Annotated in this window: 20 protein-coding genes and 3 pseudogenes; 13 read left to right on the top strand and 10 right to left on the bottom strand. The window is 68.9% G+C overall.

What is annotated here, in order from left to right:
- Positions 1-80: 80 nt before the first annotated feature.
- On the bottom strand, positions 81-1,013 hold the full coding sequence (locus tag J5X86_RS35360; protein ID WP_208520758.1) for an NADP-dependent oxidoreductase: 933 nt from the start codon (positions 1,011-1,013) through the stop codon (positions 81-83).
- A 76-nt stretch (positions 1,014-1,089) separates the two neighbouring features.
- On the opposite strand from J5X86_RS35360, the gene J5X86_RS35355 reads away from it, so the two are divergent.
- Both J5X86_RS35355 and J5X86_RS35350 read left to right on the top strand, forming a co-directional pair.
- On the top strand, positions 1,090-1,470 hold the full coding sequence (locus J5X86_RS35355) for a helix-turn-helix domain-containing protein (RefSeq protein WP_208520757.1): 381 nt from the start codon (positions 1,090-1,092) through the stop codon (positions 1,468-1,470).
- Positions 1,471-1,735: 265 nt separating this feature from the next.
- Positions 1,736-2,086: a hypothetical protein gene (locus tag J5X86_RS35350; protein ID WP_208520864.1), complete on the top strand. Its 351-nt coding sequence runs from the start codon at positions 1,736-1,738 to the stop codon at positions 2,084-2,086.
- Positions 2,087-2,095: 9 nt separating this feature from the next.
- Here J5X86_RS35350 and J5X86_RS35345 read toward each other — a convergent pair.
- A pseudogene (locus J5X86_RS35345) lies at positions 2,096-3,244 on the bottom strand (IS1380 family transposase); the annotation flags it as partial.
- Positions 3,245-3,430: 186 nt separating this feature from the next.
- Entirely contained in the window at positions 3,431-4,183 is a 753-nt protein-coding gene (locus J5X86_RS35340; protein WP_243982301.1) for a TetR/AcrR family transcriptional regulator, read from the bottom strand.
- A 78-nt stretch (positions 4,184-4,261) separates the two neighbouring features.
- Between J5X86_RS35340 and J5X86_RS35335 the strand changes: the two genes are divergently transcribed.
- From J5X86_RS35335 to J5X86_RS35320, 4 genes are all read left to right on the top strand, one after another.
- A complete protein-coding gene (locus J5X86_RS35335) occupies positions 4,262-4,510 on the top strand; it encodes an NAD(P)-binding domain-containing protein (protein WP_208520756.1) in 249 nt (82 codons plus the stop codon).
- A gap of 91 nt (positions 4,511-4,601) precedes the next feature.
- A complete protein-coding gene (locus tag J5X86_RS35330; protein ID WP_208520755.1) occupies positions 4,602-5,597 on the top strand; it encodes an alcohol dehydrogenase catalytic domain-containing protein in 996 nt (331 codons plus the stop codon).
- 880 nt (positions 5,598-6,477) lie between these two features.
- A complete protein-coding gene (locus tag J5X86_RS35325; RefSeq protein WP_208520754.1) occupies positions 6,478-7,311 on the top strand; it encodes a PIG-L family deacetylase in 834 nt (277 codons plus the stop codon).
- A 378-nt stretch (positions 7,312-7,689) separates the two neighbouring features.
- Entirely contained in the window at positions 7,690-8,097 is a 408-nt protein-coding gene (locus J5X86_RS35320; protein WP_243982299.1) for a hypothetical protein, read from the top strand.
- Between the two features lie 358 nt (positions 8,098-8,455).
- Here J5X86_RS35320 and J5X86_RS35315 read toward each other — a convergent pair whose 3' ends face one another.
- The gene (locus J5X86_RS35315; protein WP_208520753.1) at positions 8,456-8,953 is read right to left on the bottom strand and encodes a pyridoxamine 5'-phosphate oxidase family protein; all 498 of its coding nucleotides are present in this window, start codon (positions 8,951-8,953) and stop codon (positions 8,456-8,458) included.
- Positions 8,923-9,999, bottom strand: coding sequence for a LysR substrate-binding domain-containing protein (locus J5X86_RS35310; protein ID WP_308124815.1), 1,077 nt, complete (start codon positions 9,997-9,999; stop codon positions 8,923-8,925). Before J5X86_RS35310 ends, J5X86_RS35315 begins: the two co-directional genes overlap by 31 nt.
- 151 nt (positions 10,000-10,150) lie before the next feature.
- On the opposite strand from J5X86_RS35310, the gene J5X86_RS35305 reads away from it, so the two are divergent.
- The 4 genes from J5X86_RS35305 to J5X86_RS35295 all read left to right on the top strand — a co-directional run bounded on the left by J5X86_RS35305 (position 10,151) and on the right by J5X86_RS35295 (position 11,368).
- Complete coding sequence (locus J5X86_RS35305) at positions 10,151-10,438, top strand: hypothetical protein (protein WP_374229323.1); 288 nt, start codon at positions 10,151-10,153, stop codon at positions 10,436-10,438.
- Positions 10,396-10,596, top strand: a complete 201-nt coding sequence (locus J5X86_RS53020; RefSeq protein WP_374229320.1) for a hypothetical protein — start codon at positions 10,396-10,398, stop codon at positions 10,594-10,596. The genes J5X86_RS35305 and J5X86_RS53020 overlap by 43 nt, the downstream gene beginning before the upstream one ends.
- 71 nt (positions 10,597-10,667) lie before the next feature.
- On the top strand, positions 10,668-10,976 hold the full coding sequence (locus J5X86_RS35300; RefSeq protein ID WP_308124814.1) for a hypothetical protein: 309 nt from the start codon (positions 10,668-10,670) through the stop codon (positions 10,974-10,976).
- Positions 10,973-11,368, top strand: coding sequence for a hypothetical protein (locus J5X86_RS35295; RefSeq protein ID WP_243982297.1), 396 nt, complete (start codon positions 10,973-10,975; stop codon positions 11,366-11,368). Before J5X86_RS35300 ends, J5X86_RS35295 begins: the two co-directional genes overlap by 4 nt.
- 88 nt (positions 11,369-11,456) lie before the next feature.
- Here the strand turns inward: J5X86_RS35295 and J5X86_RS35290 are convergent, their stop codons facing one another.
- The 3 genes from J5X86_RS35290 to J5X86_RS35280 form a co-directional block, all read right to left on the bottom strand.
- On the bottom strand, positions 11,457-12,098 hold the full coding sequence (locus J5X86_RS35290) for an FMN-dependent NADH-azoreductase (protein WP_208520752.1): 642 nt from the start codon (positions 12,096-12,098) through the stop codon (positions 11,457-11,459).
- Positions 12,099-12,374: 276 nt separating this feature from the next.
- Positions 12,375-13,043, bottom strand: a complete 669-nt coding sequence (locus J5X86_RS35285) for a DsbA family oxidoreductase (protein ID WP_208520751.1) — start codon at positions 13,041-13,043, stop codon at positions 12,375-12,377.
- On the bottom strand, positions 13,040-13,192 hold the full coding sequence (locus J5X86_RS35280; protein WP_208520750.1) for a hypothetical protein: 153 nt from the start codon (positions 13,190-13,192) through the stop codon (positions 13,040-13,042). Before J5X86_RS35280 ends, J5X86_RS35285 begins: the two co-directional genes overlap by 4 nt.
- Before the next feature lie 77 nt (positions 13,193-13,269).
- Here J5X86_RS35280 and J5X86_RS35275 point away from each other — a divergent pair, with 77 nt between their 5' ends.
- The gene (locus tag J5X86_RS35275; protein ID WP_208520749.1) at positions 13,270-13,650 is read left to right on the top strand and encodes a helix-turn-helix domain-containing protein; all 381 of its coding nucleotides are present in this window, start codon (positions 13,270-13,272) and stop codon (positions 13,648-13,650) included.
- Positions 13,651-13,941: 291 nt separating this feature from the next.
- On the opposite strand, the gene J5X86_RS35270 is transcribed toward J5X86_RS35275, so the two are convergent.
- The gene (locus tag J5X86_RS35270; protein WP_208520748.1) at positions 13,942-14,448 is read right to left on the bottom strand and encodes a hypothetical protein; all 507 of its coding nucleotides are present in this window, start codon (positions 14,446-14,448) and stop codon (positions 13,942-13,944) included.
- Between the two features lie 289 nt (positions 14,449-14,737).
- Here J5X86_RS35270 and J5X86_RS35265 point away from each other — a divergent pair, with 289 nt between their 5' ends.
- Positions 14,738-15,448, top strand: coding sequence for an enoyl-CoA hydratase/isomerase family protein (locus J5X86_RS35265; protein ID WP_243982295.1), 711 nt, complete (start codon positions 14,738-14,740; stop codon positions 15,446-15,448).
- 341 nt (positions 15,449-15,789) lie between these two features.
- Here the strand turns inward: J5X86_RS35265 and J5X86_RS51190 are convergent.
- Positions 15,790-15,891 (bottom strand): annotated as a pseudogene (locus J5X86_RS51190) (IS5/IS1182 family transposase); the annotation flags it as partial.
- Between the two features lie 253 nt (positions 15,892-16,144).
- On the opposite strand from J5X86_RS51190, the pseudogene J5X86_RS53015 reads away from it, so the two are divergent.
- Positions 16,145-16,363, top strand: a pseudogene (locus J5X86_RS53015) (VOC family protein); the annotation flags it as partial.
- Positions 16,364-16,456 lie beyond the last annotated feature (93 nt).

The raw sequence follows: 16,456 nt of genomic DNA, 5'->3' as shown, positions 1-16,456 counted from the left end.
GGGACCGTCGCCGGAGTCCGCGATCTCCTGGAACGGGACGGCGGACTGGGGCCTCGCTCACGCGAGGCCCCACGACGGGATCAGACGGTGAGGACAAGCTTGCCCTGGAGGTGACCGCCGTCGAGCAGCCGGTGCGCGTCGGCGACGCGCTCGAACGGGAACGTCTCCTGCACGTGGACCCGGAGCCTGCCCTGTTCGACGAGTTCGACGAGACCTCGCAGGGCGACCGGATCGGGGTCGACCGCGATGCCGCTGAAGCGCATGCCGGCCGCCTCGTACTTGGCGACGAGCTCCGAATCCCCCTCGGCGACCGCCGTCACCAGGTGACCGCCCGGGCGGAGCACTTCGAGCGACCGCTCGACGGTGTCGCCGCCGATCGTGTCGAGCACGACGTCAATGTCGCGAACCGCCTCGGCGAAGTCGACCGCCGTGTAGTCGATCACCTCGTCGGCGCCGAACCCCTCGACGAACTTCCGCTTGCTCCCGCTGGCGGTCGCGATCACGTGCGCGCCGAGTGCTTTCGCGATCTGGATCGCGACGTGGCCGACCCCGCCGCCACCGCCGTGGACCAGGACACGGTCGCCCTCGGTCACGCCGCCGAGGTCGACGAGGCCCTGCCACGCCGTCAGCCCGACAACCGGCAGCGCCGCCGCCTCGACGTGCGAGAGCGACGCCGGCTTGCGTGCCAGGTGCAACGCCGGCGCCGCCACGACCTCGGCGTACGCGCTCGCCGCCCGCGGGAACAGCGGCATCCCGAACACCTCGTCGCCGGGCCTGAACCGATACGTCAGCGACCCCTCCTCGACCACGCCGCTGATGTCCCAGCCGAGGACGAACGGCGGCCGGCCGAGCATCGGGGGGAACTCGCCGGCGCGCAGGAGTGCCTCCAGCGGGTTCAGCCCGATCGCCTTGACGCGGACGAGAACCTCGGTCGGGAGGGGCTGGGGCTCGGGCGCGTCCACGATGGTGAGCACCTCGGGACCGCCGAGCGACTGCTGGGTGATGACTCGCATGACTCTCCTGGCTTTGGAGGGGGGGAGAGAACCCAGGCTATGTTTCCGATAGGAACCAGCAGGTACCGTTGGCGCCATGAGCGGTTTCGGTCCCGGTGATCCCTTTCTCGCCGACTGTCCGGCGCGTCTGACGGTCGAGCTGATCGCCGACAAGTGGACGGCGGTCGTGCTCTACGGCCTCAGCCAGGGCCCGGTGCGCCATGGCGAGCTGATCGACCTGATCGGCGGCATCTCCCGCAAGATGCTCACCCAGACGCTCCGACGGCTCCAGGCGCACGGACTCATCCGCCGCCACGCCTACGCCGAGGTGCCGCCCCGCGTCGAGTACGAGCTCACCCCGCTCGGGGCGACGCTGATCGATCCGATCCACATGCTGACCGAGTGGGCGAGGGCGAACGGCGACGCGGTGCTCGATGCGCTCGACGCCGATCCCGAGCCGGTCGCCCATAGCGACTGAGGCCCCCGCCAGGGCACTGAGTATCCTCTCGGCCGCTACTCGGTATCGGCCCGGCCGCGCTCGGTCTGCAGGCTTTCGATGCGTTGGACGATCTGCCATATCGGGGTGGTGGTCCTGGCCACTTACGAGGCTGTGAGCGAAGTTCCCGCCTCATGCGGGGTCGTCGCCGACGTGGGTAGGGCCTGGAGTCTCAGGTGATGTCACCACCCAGATGGCAGCTTCATGCAACGGGAACCGGCACGGGCAGCTGATCGTCATGCAGAGCATGCCTTCTGCTCTCATTCTTGGTTTCGACCCGCACGCAGTGCCTGGTATGGACGGGGACGCCATGCGCGCGGTCCTGGACAAGGAACTGGCCCGTTTTGGCGAACATGCCGTCGATGCTTCCGTGACGCTGATTGCGCCGGACGAATCAGCCGAGTCCATGGTGGTCGCGGCGCTGTCCGAACGAGACTGGGACGTCGTCGTCATCGGGGGTGGGATACGCAAGCCTGAACCTCTGCTGACGTTCTTCGAGCAGGTCGTGAACCTGGTCCGGCAGCATGCACCGGGGGCCGCTATCGCGTTCAACACCAGCATCGGCGACAGCGTCGAGGCAGCCATGCGGTGGCTATGAGACCCAGTCCAGCCAGTTGCGGTTCTGGGCGGTGCGGTGGAGGGGGAGGTTCCGCAGCCCGGTGGCCCGGGCGGCCCGGATGCGGTCCTCGGCCCGGGCCCGCAGCCGGTGACGGAGTTCGAGCTCCGCGATTGGCCGGCCGGAGGTGTTGGTGGCGAAGCAGGTAAGCCGGATGCCGTCCGTATCGGTCAGCCTCAACTGGGCTCCCGGGTCCGGCCGTTCCTTCCGGACGATCAGCCGCATCCCCTTCGGTCAACCCTCCAGGGTGTCGCCGGTGAGTTCGGCGACCCATGCGCCGTCACGTATCTCGCCGTCCCCCTCCACGGCCGGTGTACAGGCGGATGCCGGAACTTTCAGCACGTGCTCGTGGATCGCATCCGTGAGCACCATGCCGACCGAGTAGGACAACCACCGTCCTTGCCGGGCCAGCCAGGCCACGAAGTCATGGGTGCTACCCGCGGAGTCGGTGCGCGGATCAGGGTCTGCCGCCCGCGCCGGTACTTCTTCGGGAGCTGGGCCAGGGCCAGTTGGGCGGCGGTGATGTGGTCGGCGGCCGCGTTCGAGCCCGCGTTCCCCGGCCTGAGCAGGGTCGCCACCGGCTCCCCGGTGCCGCCCGGTCCGTGGTCGACGAACCCCATCAACGGGGGGTGACCGTAGGTCTTCTTCCATGTCGGTGCAGCGTCCTCTTTGTCCGAGTGCGCGATCACCAGCACCCCGTCGAGGTCAACGGTCGCCGACCCGTCCGCGTCAGGCGCTTTCCGGTCGGCCAACCGCCAGACGCGTTCGCGTGCTTGAGCCCGCGCGGTGCGCATCGCACGCAGGGCCGTCTCCTCGGAGGCGGCGAGGGCGTCGACCAGGCGGGATACCGCCGGGTCGGAAGCGACCGGTCCGAACACAGCCGGCTCGGCCCGCAGCATGCCGATATCTGCCAGGCAGTCCCCGCCCAACGCGACCGCGAGCGCGACGTTCAGGAGAACCTTCCCGGGATCATGGACGACCCGCGGTTTCCGCCACGGGCGCCAGTGCCGCAGATATCGCCCGGTCGAGGCCGGTCTTGCGGACCGTCTCCACCAGCAGGACCGAGCCGGCCTGCGAGACGACCCCGCGACCGCCGCCCCCGACGCGGACATGCGGGTAGGACCCGATACGCTTCTTCACCGGCTCGCCCGCATCGTCGACGCCCCTCCGCCACTCGCGAGAACAACGCGAACCCAGGCCGACGAGGACACGGCGCGGGAGGTCGCTTCAACGAATTCGAGCTGGCCTGTCTGGGCGCTCGGTGGGCGAGAGGCCGTCCGGCCGGAGGAACGTTTCCAGCCCGTCGGACCTGCACCAGTCTCTGCTTTACCTCTGCCTGAGCTGTTTGCGGTTGGCTGTCAGGATTTCGTCGGACAGTCCAGGGTCGGCCTCAACGACAGCGCGGGAGACCACCAGGGCGCCGACCATCTGGCAGAACAGCGCCACTGCCTGTTCGCGGGCTTCTGCCGCCGTCGGTTCGGTGCCGGATTGGTGCGCGTGATCGAGCACCATCTCGGTGATGGCGCTGAAGTATCCCTCAAGCCCGCGTCGGTACTCGGCCTGAGATGCGGCGCCGTGGCGTCCGGCATCAACTGCCAGGGCGGCTGAGGCGCAGCCGGTTTCCGGGTGATCACGGTGGGCGGCCGTCACGTATACGTCGACCATGTCGTGCAGGGCTGCCCGGGCGGAGCGGGGATGTGCCTTGCGGATGGCGGCAAGCGCGTTGAGCGAGTCGGCGAAGCCCTGACGGTAGACTTCGAGGGCGAGGTCTTCCTTCGAGGAGAAGTGGTTGTAGAACCCTCCGTGCGTCATCCCGGCGGTCTTCATCAGCTCCTCGATGCCGATCCCGTCGATGCCGTGCAGTCTGAAGCCTTCGCCTGCCGCCCGGACGATCTTTTCGCGGTTGAGCTTCTTCTGCTCCTGGGTGATGCGTGGCACCTCGGACACCTCCTCGACAAGACGGCACCGCTGCGTGCGGGCCAAGGCCGACATCTCGCCCGTTGCAATGATACCTGACATCAAAAAAGGTGTCCACGCGCGCTCTCCGGCTTGACAAGTAATGATGCTGCTGACCATCATAAATTTTGATGGTGAACGACATCAAAGAGGCGGGTTAAGGCCGCGAACCTCCTGAACACCTTCGCGAGGAAGACGCTGGTGGACTTCGGAATTATCGGAGCGGGCACGATCGGGCAGGGCATCGCCGGGCATCTCGTGACGGCAGGTCATCGCGTCGTCCTGAGCAACAGGCGCGGCCCGGACGCACTGAGTGACACGGTGGCGCGGCTGGGGCCGCTGGCCATCGCCGGAACAGTCGCCGAGGCAGCCGCGGCCGAGATGGTGTTCCTCGCAGTCAGGTGGCCGGACATCCCTGCCGCGCTGGCCGACGTGTCGGCGGCCGGTTGATGCAGGTCGGCGGCGGCCTGCTCTCGGCCCTGCACGCTCTCAAACAGGACTGAACGGAGAAGATCATGACCCAGCACGACAGGGGCATCACATGAAAGCCCTCGCTTACGAGAAGGCCCACTCGCTCGACGCGTTCGCCATCGAGCTCATCGACGCCGCGGAACCACGGCTGCGCGACACGGATCTGCTCGTCGGGATCTGTGCCGTGGGAATCAATCCGGGTGAAGCGGCGATCCGGCAGATGCGCAGCGCTGAACCGGGCGGACGAATCATCTTGGGGTGGGAGTTCGCCGGGGTGGTGGAAGCCGTGGGACCGGAAGCCACGGGCTTCGCAGTCGGCGATCGCGTCATGGGTACCGGAGACATGACACGAGACGGCGCCTGGGCGGAGCGGCTCACGGTCGACCATCGTGTGGTGGCGAGGATTCCGGACCAGCTGTCCTTCTCCGACGCCGCGTCCTTGCCCATCGGCGGCCTCACGGCCTGGGAGGCACTGTTCCGCGATCATGACAGCTTGGCGGCGGGAATCGACCGGGTGCTGATCGTCGGCGGCGCCGGCGGCGTGGGGACGCTGGCGACACAGCTGCTGAAGAGCAGGGCCTCGGCCCTGGTGGCGAGCACGGCCTCGCGTACAGAATCACGCGAGTGGTGCACGAGGATGGGAGCGGATGTGGTCGTCGACCACACCGGAAACGTGCCTGGGCAACTGCGTGGCGCCGGTGTCGACCGGATCGACCTGGTGTTGTCCACTTCGGGGACCATCGGCAATGTCGGCTGGATCGCCGAGATCCTGCGGCCATTCGGTCACCTTGCCGTCATCGATCTGAACGGTCCCCTCGATCTTGGACCGCTCGCCGGTAAGTCCGTGTCGCTGCACACCGAAACCGTCTTCAGCAAGATCATGGCGGGTGGCGACATCGCCAGCCAGGGCAGAATCCTCGCCGAACTGGCAGCGGATGTCGGCGCGGGCCGGCTGCGTCCCATCGCCACGACGGTGCTCAGCGGCCTGAGTGTGGACACGATGAGAGCAGCCCACGAACTGGCCGAGAGCAGGCGGACGATCGGGAAGACCGTGATCAACATTTGAGCCCGTCCGTCTTCTCTGGCATTGGTACCAGCAGCACGGCCCCGGCCTGGGACACCACCCCACAGCCCCCGCCCTCGACGCGGACCCGTGGATAAGCGCGAGGCTAACGAGGCGTCAGGTTAGCCACTGGGCAGCGCCTCGGGAGCCGGGAGCGGGGACACGAGTCGGTTGGCGGCGCTGACCGAGCCGACGCCAGATACCGGGTCAGCTGACGTGCGTCGGCGGCGGACGACCGCGTCGTTGGCGTCGGCGAGCCTGCGCTGGTGTTCCTTGGTGAGGTGCTGGTAGATCAGCTGCGCCCGCTCGGAGAACTGCCCGCGCGAACCATCAGTTCAGCCTGGCGCCGGTGTCGGCGGCGAGGGTGTTGCGGGTGTGCCGCAGGTCGTAGAAGCGAAACTCCTTCGGCATGCCGACCGCGTCACGGGCCGTGCGCCGTTTCCGGCCGAAGGTGGTGTCCGGAGGGCCGCACCCAGCTCCCCCACGAAGACGAGGGCGTCGGGCCCCTGCATGGCCAGTCCTTCGTGGGCCCTTCCTGCCTGCCCCCCGGCGAAATGGGTCCCGGGACCGTTGTAGAGTTTCAAATTTCGTGTCGGAATCTCACGGCTGGTGCCGATTGGAAGTCGGAACCGACGTGGCGCTGAGACGTGCGGGTCGCGCCTGTACCTCGTTAGCGTTGAAATGCCGACGCCTGGAAGGCCAAGCGGCCGGGCCGGGAACAGCCGGTCCGGCCGGCACGGTTGCAACTGAGGCACCGGCGCCGCACGGGCGGGGAGCACGGAGACCACAAGGTCGTCCGCCCGCCAGGGGCCGGGCCCCGGGATCGCGGTACGCCCGCCGCGTACTCGGACCAAGACGTAGTTCTGCAGGAGGACTGTTTTTCATGACTGACCGGCCTTTGACGCTCATGGCAGTGCACGCCCACCCCGACGACGAGGCCACCGGAACCGGAGGGGTCCTCGCGCGGTACGCGGCGGAAGGTATCCGCACGGTTCTCGTGACGTGTACCGACGGCGGTTGCGGTGACGGACCGGGGGGTGTCAAGCCGGGCGATCCCGGGCACGATCCGGCGGCGGTCGCCTTGATGCGCCGTCAAGAACTTGAGGCGAGCTGTGACGTCCTGAAGGTCAGCGATCTGGAGATGCTTGACTATGCCGACTCCGGGATGACGGGCTGGCCGAGCAACGACGCCCCTGGATCCTTCTGGCAGACCCCCGTGGAGGAAGGCGCGGCCCGACTCGCGGAACTTATGCGGCACTACCGACCCGATGTGGTCGTCACCTATGACGAGAACGGCTTTTACGGCCACCCCGACCACATCCAGGCCCACCGCATCACGATGGCGGCGCTGGAGATGACCGCGCTGACACCGAAGGTGTACTGGACGACGATGCCCCGCTCGATGATGCAGCGGTTCGGGGAGACCATGCGCGAGTTTCATGAGGACATGCCGGAGCCGGATCCTGCCGAGGCCGCCGCGATGGCCGAGATCGGCCTCCCCGACGATGAGATCACCACGTGGGTGGACACCACCGCATTCAGCGGTCAGAAGTTCGACGCGCTGGCCGCGCACGCCAGTCAGGGCGAGAACATCTTCTTCCTCAAGATGGGCAAGGAGAGGTTCGGCGAGTTGATGGGCATGGAGACCTTCGTACGTGTCCAGGACGCCACCGGCGCGGCCGTACCGGAGAACGATCTCTTCGCCGGACTGCGCTGATCCGACCGTCCGACCGGGGCCTGGGAAAGCTCATCGGCCCCTGCGCCAGGCCCTGTTGGACAGCGGGAGCGGGTGAATCCGGCCGGTCAGCGCTGGAAGCACTCCTCGCGTCTGTTGGCCGCCCGGCCGGCTCCGCTTCCTCCAGGGCGTGGCGCCGTCGTTCCTGAGATCCGCTGCGACGGCGCGGGCGAGATGCAGAGGCTGACAGAGGCGAGAGCGAACATGGATGCGGGGAGCAGCCGTATTGCGACGGCTCAGATCGAGCCGCCCGCGCTTGGTCTGCGTCGTCCTCGGTGCTGCCCAAGGCCCGCAGTAAGAGTGCATCACTCGGCGGTGGGGGGCATAGTTTGAGGTGTCCACGACCTGGGAGGGGGCCCGATGCGGCGTACGGAAGCCGCCAAGCAGTTGGGGAGATTCGTGCGGGAGCACCGTACCGATGGTGCGCGACGCCTGCGGCAGGCTGGTATCTGGCTGATGGCCGGGGCTGTGGGCACAGCCTTCGGGGTGCCGGTGGCGATCGCGTCGGTGGGCACCACCGAGGGGGCCCCGGGGCTGGCGGGGATACTGCTCGGGGTCGGCCTGGTGGGGTGGGGTCTGGGGATCTGGCGCCTGGTGCAAGCGTTCCGTACCCGAGAGCAGTGCTTCGACATTCATGAGCGGGGGTTCACCCACCGGGTGGCGGGCACCGCCACCGTGATCCCCTGGGAGGACGTCGCGCAGGTGAGTACCGCTGGCGGTGACGGCCGGCCGCTCGCCGACGCCCGGGGCATGGGCTCTACGTGCTAGATCCGGCTGCACAGCGGACGCCGGATCCGCGTCGATGCCTTCACCGAGGACCTCCGGGGCCTGGCGGTGGTCGTCCATCGTGCGGTTCACCTCGGGCAGTTCCCCCAGGGCCGGGGACGCTGACCGGACCCGGCTGCCGCGTCCCAGCCGACGCAAGGGTGCGCCCCGTCATGGGCACCGGCAGCAGGTGGGCGTCGACTCCGCCGACGTAGCGGTACAGCGGCAGGCGGTGGGCGGACGCGGAAACGTGGTGCGGTCAGCTCTCGCCCGCGAGTAGCTGATCGTGCCCAGGGCGGTGATCCCTCCGCCCGGTACGGCTTTCCTTGGTGTGGTAAGGCCCTTTCTGGCCGCATTGATCTCAGGCGTGCTGACGTTCGGCCCGCTGCCGGATCAGCTCTTCGATCGCAGTGGGCAGGGTGGTTTCGAAGTCGATGAGTTTCGCCCAGGTCGGGGTGACGACGATCCGGACCATGCCGTCGTAGAGCGAGCGGACCTCGGCCTCCCACTCGATGCGCTGCTCGGGTGTCATCTCGTAGCTGCCGTTCATCCGGAGATACTCGTCCGGGATGCCGTCGACGACGTCCAGCTCGGCCCGCCCGCGGATGAGCAGGATTTTCGGTGGGTGGACCTCGGTGTCGATGGTCAGGGCAACCACCGGGTTCTTGCGCAGTGCGGGCAGTTTCGGGGCGTTCTTCGTGGTGCACAGGACGATCTCCGAGCCGTTCCAGGTGAACGCGATCGGGATACTGCGTGGTGTGCCATCCTTGGCGACATAGGCCAGCCGGGTCAGGTCGCGGGCCAGCAGCTCCTGGCTGATCGGTCGGTTCAGGATCTCGGTGATCTCGGTCGGTTGCATGGTGATCGCTCCTTCGCCGGCGTCGTCGAGCGACATGTCCGTGGCCGCTCGTGTACCTGGGACGGAGCCGGCCGGACGTTCTCGACATCCGAGGCGCACGAATTCTCGAAGGCGGCCACCACTCCGAGAGGGATCTCGATGGAGACACCACCCCGGTCTCGGTGCCCAGATCCACATCGAGGTGATTGCGGCGAAAGGCCCTGGTCATGCTGCGGCCGTATGCGCTTGTGTCCCCGTCGGGGGATGCGGCGACGGTCAGGCGGTCGAGGCAAGTGCTCGGGTGACGGCCGAGATTCCTGGGGTCGGTCTGCCGGGAAGCCGCGCCACGAGAACGCGGCGGACCTCGGGGGCACGCCGTCGACGTGCAGCAGTCTCACGCCGGACGGCAGCACTGTCGACATGCGGGATGGGACAGTTGTCACGCCGAAACCGCTGGCGACCAGCTCCAGTTTCGTCAGCCAGTCGCGTGCGGTGTGGACGATGCGCGGCCGTCCGGGCAGGCCGGGCCAGACGCCGAGCAGCGGCTCGGAGTTCGATGACGGGGTCGCGATCCAGGGGGCATCGACGAGTTCGTCGACGTGTACGGAGGCGCGGCCGGCGAACACGTCGGCCGCCGGCACTCCCACGAGCAGTTCGGTGCCCTCGACGGCGTCGATGTGCAGCCGGGGTGACTCACCGTCCAAGGGCCGGTACGGCGGGCGGGACGTCAGCATGGCGATGTCGATCGAGCCCGCCCGCAGGGCCCGGGCCAGGGCGGGCGTGGTGCCCTCACGTGTGGTGAGGGTGACCTGTGGGCTGGTCGCTGCGAGCCGCGTGAGCGCGATGGGCAGGATCACTGCGCCGGCGCTCATGAATACCCCGACCCGCACCAGTTCGCTCTGCGAGGCGGAGCCGGTGAGGTCGCGCTCGGCCGCCGCGACGGAGTCCAGGATCATGCGGGCGTGCCGCAGCAGGGCCAAGCCTGCGGGCGTGAGCCGCACCCCGTCGGGACGGCGCTCGAACAGGACGGCGCCTGCGCTCCGTTCGAGCGCCGCCGCCTGGCGCATGCCCTCTGCGCTCCTAGGGTCCTTCTGACGGATCTCCGTGGGCGAAGGAGCGGCGTCCGGTGCGTGCTCTCGGCGTGCCGGACGTCGCGACGCCGCGGAGATCCGCCAGAAGGGCCCTAGCCTCGGAACGAGCCATCAAGGAGGTCGGCAGATGCGAGCAGCAGTCCGGACGAAGTTCGGTGCCCCGCTCACGGTGCGGGAGATACCCGATCCGGGGGCGGGCGGCGGCGAGGTGGTGGTCGAGGTCCTGTCGACGTGCGTCCCGCCGTACGCCGATGAGGTCTTCAGCGGCCGGCGGAACTACCCGCTCGAAACCCCTGTGGTTCCCGGCCCCGGCGGCGGGGGCGGGTCGTCGGCGTCGGCCCGGACGCCACCCGGCTGCGCGTCGGCGACCTGGTGTGGTGCGACAGCACCGTCCGTTCCCGCGACGACGCGCTGACCCCCGACATCACGCTGCTGGGCCGGAGTTCCCGCGGCGACGGCGGCGCCAGGCTCGCCCGACACCTGCACGACGGGTCCTTCGCCGAACGCATGCGGGTTCCGACGGAGAACGTCTACCCCCTGCCCGCGGAAGCGGGGCACAACCCGGCGCGCTGATCCTCGCTCGGCGTGTACACCATTCCTACGGCGGACTGCTGGCGGCGCCCAAGGGTTGGTGGTGCGCCCTGGTGGTGCTGGGCCGGACCAAGGAAGCCGGGGCGGACGTGCGCCGGGTGTACGCGACCGGGCAGGACCGCTGCCGGTTCCACGCGAACCCGAACGGCGCGGATGCGGTTGCCGCCGCGACGAAGGCCGCCGACGCCGGCCGGGAGCGCACCGCCCCGTACCTCCTGGCGACGCGGCTGGAACAGCTGCGCGAGCAGACGGCGGCCCGCGCGGAGACGGCTACGCCCGTGCCGTGGCCGGCCCGGGCCCGCCTGCCCGAGCTCGCCGCCCGGCCCCTTGATGGCGACACGGCGGGGGCGGTGATCGCATGACCACCGGGCTGAGCGGAGTCGACCTCGCACGGCAGGCCCTGGTCGCCGCCTGCGAGCAGGCGGCGAAGAACAGCGCCACCCGCAAGAGGAAGCCGAAGCGGCGTACCGGTCAGGTCGTACGACGGGACGGCCGCGAGCCGCTCGGACTCGGCACCGCGATCACCCTGATGATGACGGAGCGAGGCATGGTCACCCCGGCCGTCGGCGGCGGCGTCCTCGTCCGGTTCGACGACATCCGCGCCGCGGTTGTGCCCGAGCCGGCCGGGCACGCACGCGTGGTCACGTTCGACGCGGACACCGGCCGCCTGGATGTTGTCCCCGGCGCCCCGGCCTACGGCACCCCGGCGCCCCGGCCTACGGCACCAAGCTGCTCTGAAGCGCGCCGAAGCTGATCGCGGCGGCCAACACGGAGGCGCTGGGGTGGGTCTCCGTTGGGCGGGGTGGGCGGTCTGCCCGCGTTCTCATGCGGGCGGGTGTGCCTCAGGCGGCGAAGCGCTTCGCGAGGAGTTTGCCTTGCTGGGCGGCCTGTTCGTGTGCGGTGGCCAGGGCCGTCTCGTGGAGCGGGATGAGGTCGGCCATCGCGGGGACGTGGGGGGCGTGGGTGAGCTCGGGCAGGATGATGCGCAGGTCGAGGCCGAGCATCCGGTTGAGGATGGTTTCGAGGGACGGTACGAGGTGGTCCATGCCGTGGTTGGGGGTGCCGGGTCCGAAGCTGCCGCCCCGGGCGGTGATCACGGTGGCGGGGCGGCCGGCGGTGGGCGGAGTGGCGCCGACGGCCAGGGTTCGGCCGAAGATCATGATCTGGTCCAGCCATGCCTTGAACACCGAGGGCATCGTCAGGTTGTACAGCGGGACGGTGAACAGGTAGACGCTCGCGCCGAGGAACTCCTCGATGAGTTCGTCCTGGACGGCCTGCGCCTTGGCCTGCTCCGGGGTGTGCTGGGCGGGGTCGGTGCTGCGGGCGGTGATGCTCTCGGCGGTGAGGTGCGGGACCGGTGCCAGGCCGAGGTCGCGGTGGATGACGGGGCCGGTGAAGGAGGCACGGAAGGACCGGGCGACCTTGCGGGAGACGGATCCGTCGCCGGGAGTGGCCGAGGAATCGATGTGGAGCAGGTATGACATAGCTGTGTGGTCTCTTTCGGTTTCGGTGTGTGTCAGGACGGACGGGCAGGCGCGTCGGCACCCGGTGCGACGCGCACGCGGACGGCGCGGCTCTCGGACGGCGCGGCTCTCGGACCCGAGGACGGTGCGGCCCGCGAGGGACTGCCTCAGGAAATCGAGCGGGGTGCCGGCTTCCCGGCCGGGAAGCGGCCGGGCACGGGGTGCCGAAGGTGATGAGCGGCGTGCGGGGGCGCCCCGGCAGAGCCGGGGCGGTTGTCCGCTGCGGCAGGTGGACGCTCAGCGAGCTGCCGTGCCGGGCGCGGCAGCGGCCTTGCGCAGCGCGGACAGGAAGGTATCGACCGGCTGCGCGCCGGAGAGGCCGTATGTGCGGTTCAGGACGAAGAACGGCACTCCGCTCGCGCCGAGCGCCTGAGCCTCGCGGGTGTCCTCCAGGACGTCGGCTGCGTAGGCGTCACCGGCGAGAACCTTGCGTGCCTCGTCGGCCGGGATCCCGACCTCGTTCCCCAGCTGGACGAGGGTCTCGACGTCGTCGACGACCTCGCCCTCGATCAGGTGGGCGCGCATCAGCCGCTCGTGCGTCTGGGAGCCGAGGCCGTGGGCACGGCCCAGCTGATTCAGGCGGTGGGCATCGAAGGTGTTGACGAAGACGGCCCGGTCGAAGTCGTAGGCGAGCCCTTCTGCCGCCCCCAGCTCCGCAAGCTGCCCGGTCATCGCACGGACCTGCGCCGGCGAGCCGCCCGTCTTCCTGGCAAGGGCGTCGTACACGGGCTCCCGCACGCCTTCACGGTGAGCGGGGTCGAGCTGGAAGCTGCGCCACACCACCTCGACCTCGTCAGCGTGCCCGAACTGGTCGAGTGCCTTGTCCAGTCGGCGCTTGCCGATGTAGCACCACGGGCACACGACGTCCGACCACACCTCGATCCGTAACCGCTGCTGCCCGCTCACAGCAGGCACACCCCGTCCGAGCAGACGGGAGCGTCGTCGGCCCCGACGACGACCAGGGCAGGGGCGGGGACGGGGGCCGGTTCCTCGTCGGACGGCGCAGGACCCGGCTGCGCCCCGGGCCCGGGGGCTTCATCCAGTGAGGTGCTCATGGGATCCTCCTTGGGTTACTTATTGTGCGTAACCTCAGTCTGCGGCAGCATGGAACGAACCGGAAGGAGGCACTTTGATGTCAGTCACGAACATGAATGTGCCCGAGACGATCAAGCCGACCGACGACTGCGCCGTCCGTGAGGTGCTCGACCTGGTCGGCGACAAGTGGAGCGTGCTGATCGTCGTCCTCCTCGGCCGGCGCACACACCGCTTCTCCGAGCTGCACCGCGCCATCGAAGGGATCAGCCAGCGCATGCTCACCCTGACCCTGCGCGCGCTGGCCCGCGACGGCCTCATCACCCGCACCCCGCACGCGACCGTCCCGCCCCGGGTCGACTACGAGCTGACCGACCTCGGCCGGACCCTGCTGACCCCCCTCACGGCGCTGGACACCTGGGCCAACACCCACCGCGAAGAGATCCGGGCCGCCCGCCGACGCCACGACCAAGCCTCCTGAAGCGTGCCCTGGAAGCGTGCGTCCGGCCAGGACGGCACGCGGCAGTCGCAGTGTCAAAGGAGGAGCTGCAACCGAGGACGGCCGTCTCCCGAACGGGACGGCCACAAGGCCGGCCCCGCTGCGCCTGCGGCGCCCCCTGCGATCCCGGCAAAGGAGACGCCTGCCGGGCCTGTTGTGGCGGATAAGGAGCGCGGCGCGTCATCAGTACCTGGGGTGCCGCGATGCGGCTCGACCGGACCGCGCCGGCCCGCTGAGGCAAAGAGCGTCTGTTTTTCTGCAGGTTCCGGCCTGTCAGGGGCGGACTGGACGGCGGAACCAGTGACCGGACTGCCGCTGGGACAGCAGGATCACGATGGTGACACCAACCGCACACAGGACCAGCCCGACAGGTTGGCCCCGCCCCATGGTGCCGAACCCGATGAAGAGCATCAGCGAAGCGAGGAAGATCGCCGTACCCCGTGAGTTGGGCTTCCGCTTGGGAAAGCGCAGAGCGCAGATCAGGCCCAGGAACGCCGGGAGGGACGTTACGGAGATCGAGCCGGCCGCCTCCGCGTCGCCCCTCACGATGGCGAGCACCATGGCGAGCAGGCCGAACCCGCCCATTACGAAGAACAGCACCTGCGCGGCCCGGACTTGCCCCGGCATCGCCAACGGCTGGAGGTGGTGGTAGCCGCCCGGGACACCGGGGCCGTTCGGATACGGCTGATAGGGCGGCTGCGCCTGATACGAGGCGGGGCCGTACCCAGCGGGTCCCGCTTGACCAGCGTCGTTCCATCCTGGCGGTTGTTGACTGGACATGATCAGGACCCTACCAGCGTCTCCAAGGATGCACTGATGTGCGGCAATTACCCCCCTGGGCGGTCAAGACGGCGCGTCATACCTGGGGCCGGGCACCCCCAGCCCGGCGACACGGCGCCGGCTCCCGCGAAGCGCGAACTCCCGTGCGCCGTTGACGGTCCGCCCTCGACGCGTGACCCTCAACCCACCAGCACCCGGGAGGCCACCACGTCCACTGAACAGGTCAACGGCTATCCGCTCCTCGACGAGGAGACCGTTACCGCCTCCAGCGAGGACGAAGAGCCGGATGATGCGCGAGCTCCGCACGGCGCTGGACGCCTTGAGGGGCGATTCATCGGTCCGGGTGATCGTCTTCTCCAGTGCCGACCCGGAGTTCTTCCTCGCGCATGTGGACATGCGGATCGGGGAGAGGATGGACGTTCTGGAGCAGCTCGCTGCGTCGGCGCCGGCGGACGTCAATGTGTTCCAGGCCATAGGCGAGCTCCTCCGCCATCAGCCTCAGGTGACCATCGTGAAGCTCGCCGGGAAGACCCGTGGAGGCGGGGCGGAATTCGTAGCAGCGGCGGACATGGCATTCGCCGCAGCCGAGACCGCCGGAATCGGCCAGATCGAAGCGCTCATGGGCATCGTCCCCGGCGGAGGCGGAACGCAGTACCTCCGTGACCGCGTGGGCCGCAACCGTGCACTGGAAGCGGTGCTCACCGCAGACCTGTTTGATGCCGAGACCGCAGCGTCTTACGGCTGGATCAACCGGGCTCTGCCGGCCGGCCAACTCGATGAGTACGTCGACCGTATCGCCCGCAATATCGCTGCCCTGCCCGACGGTGTCATCGAAGCGGCCAAGCGCGCACTGCCTGCCGAACACATCACGGACGGACTCCTCCGCGAGAACGAGGCGTGGGCCACTCAGATCGCTTTGCCTGCCGTTCAGCAGTTGATGGGCCGAGGGCTGCGCAACGGGCGCAGACACCGGCAGGCGAACGCGGCCTCGAGGAACTGATGCGCAGTGCCGCGCGCCCAATGAGCCAGACCCAGTAGCTGAGGCCGGGACGGCCGTGCGGGCCGGTGGCGCGATCCCGCAGCTCCCCGGAGTGGTCGCTGCTGGAACGTCCAGCGAGAACTCCTACCTCAATGACTTCAGGCGTCGCCAGCAAATGAGTGCGTATCCGAGGATGTGGAATGCTCCATGGATGTCGTCGCGTATCTGCCAGCGGATCCGCAGGCGGCGAAACCAGTGCAGGCGGGCGAACGCGCCCTACACGAGCCGGCGTTGGGTCCCCAGGCCGGAGCCGTGCTCAGTATCGCGGCGAGCGATAAGGGCTTCACGCCGAGGTTCCGGACCAGGCGGCGGGCCATGAGGTCGGTCATGGCGAGGTGGATCATGGCTTCGGAGCGGGCGGGAAGAGTTTCGTAGTCGCAGGCCAGGCGGCGGTGGAGCGTCAGTCAGCCGGTTGGGTCGGTCGCGCGGAACAGGACTCGCCCCACGGCGAGCACCTCACCGCGCGGCCGACCCAACCGCCTGGCTCCACCAGTTCAAGCGCCTGCGGATCCGCTACGAACGGCGGGCCGACCTGCACCAGGGGCTGCTCGAACTTGCCTGCTCGATCATCGCCCTGCGAAGGCACGGAAAGCCCAGTGAATCGTGCATGCGCGTATCCCTCTTCCTCTTCCTCCGTGCGCGCATAGTGTGATCAACATGATCGGACGCCTGTTCTCTCTCGTCATTGACTGTCCTGCGCCATCTGAGCTCGCCAGCTTCTACGAGAGCCTGCTGTCGCTACCGCGGGTGGAGGACTCGTCTGACTATGTGGTGCTCGCGAACACGACGGGCACGGAGACCGTGACCTTTCAGCGTGTCGGCGGTTTCCGGCCGCCCCAGTGGCCCGATCCCGATCGTCCGGCCCAGATGCATGTTGATGTGATGGTCGCCCTTGGGGTGGGAGCAGGAACGGACCGGAGAAACCGGTGCTGCTGTCCGAACCTGTATGCGCCCGGCGCCGGATGGCCT

The organism is Streptomyces sp. NEAU-YJ-81 (assembly GCF_017592595.1).
GTDB classification, from domain to species: Bacteria; Actinomycetota; Actinomycetes; order Streptomycetales; family Streptomycetaceae; genus Streptomyces; species Streptomyces hygroscopicus_B.
Note: the sequence above shows the minus strand (reverse complement) of the source record. Positions and strands in the feature narration are given on the sequence as shown.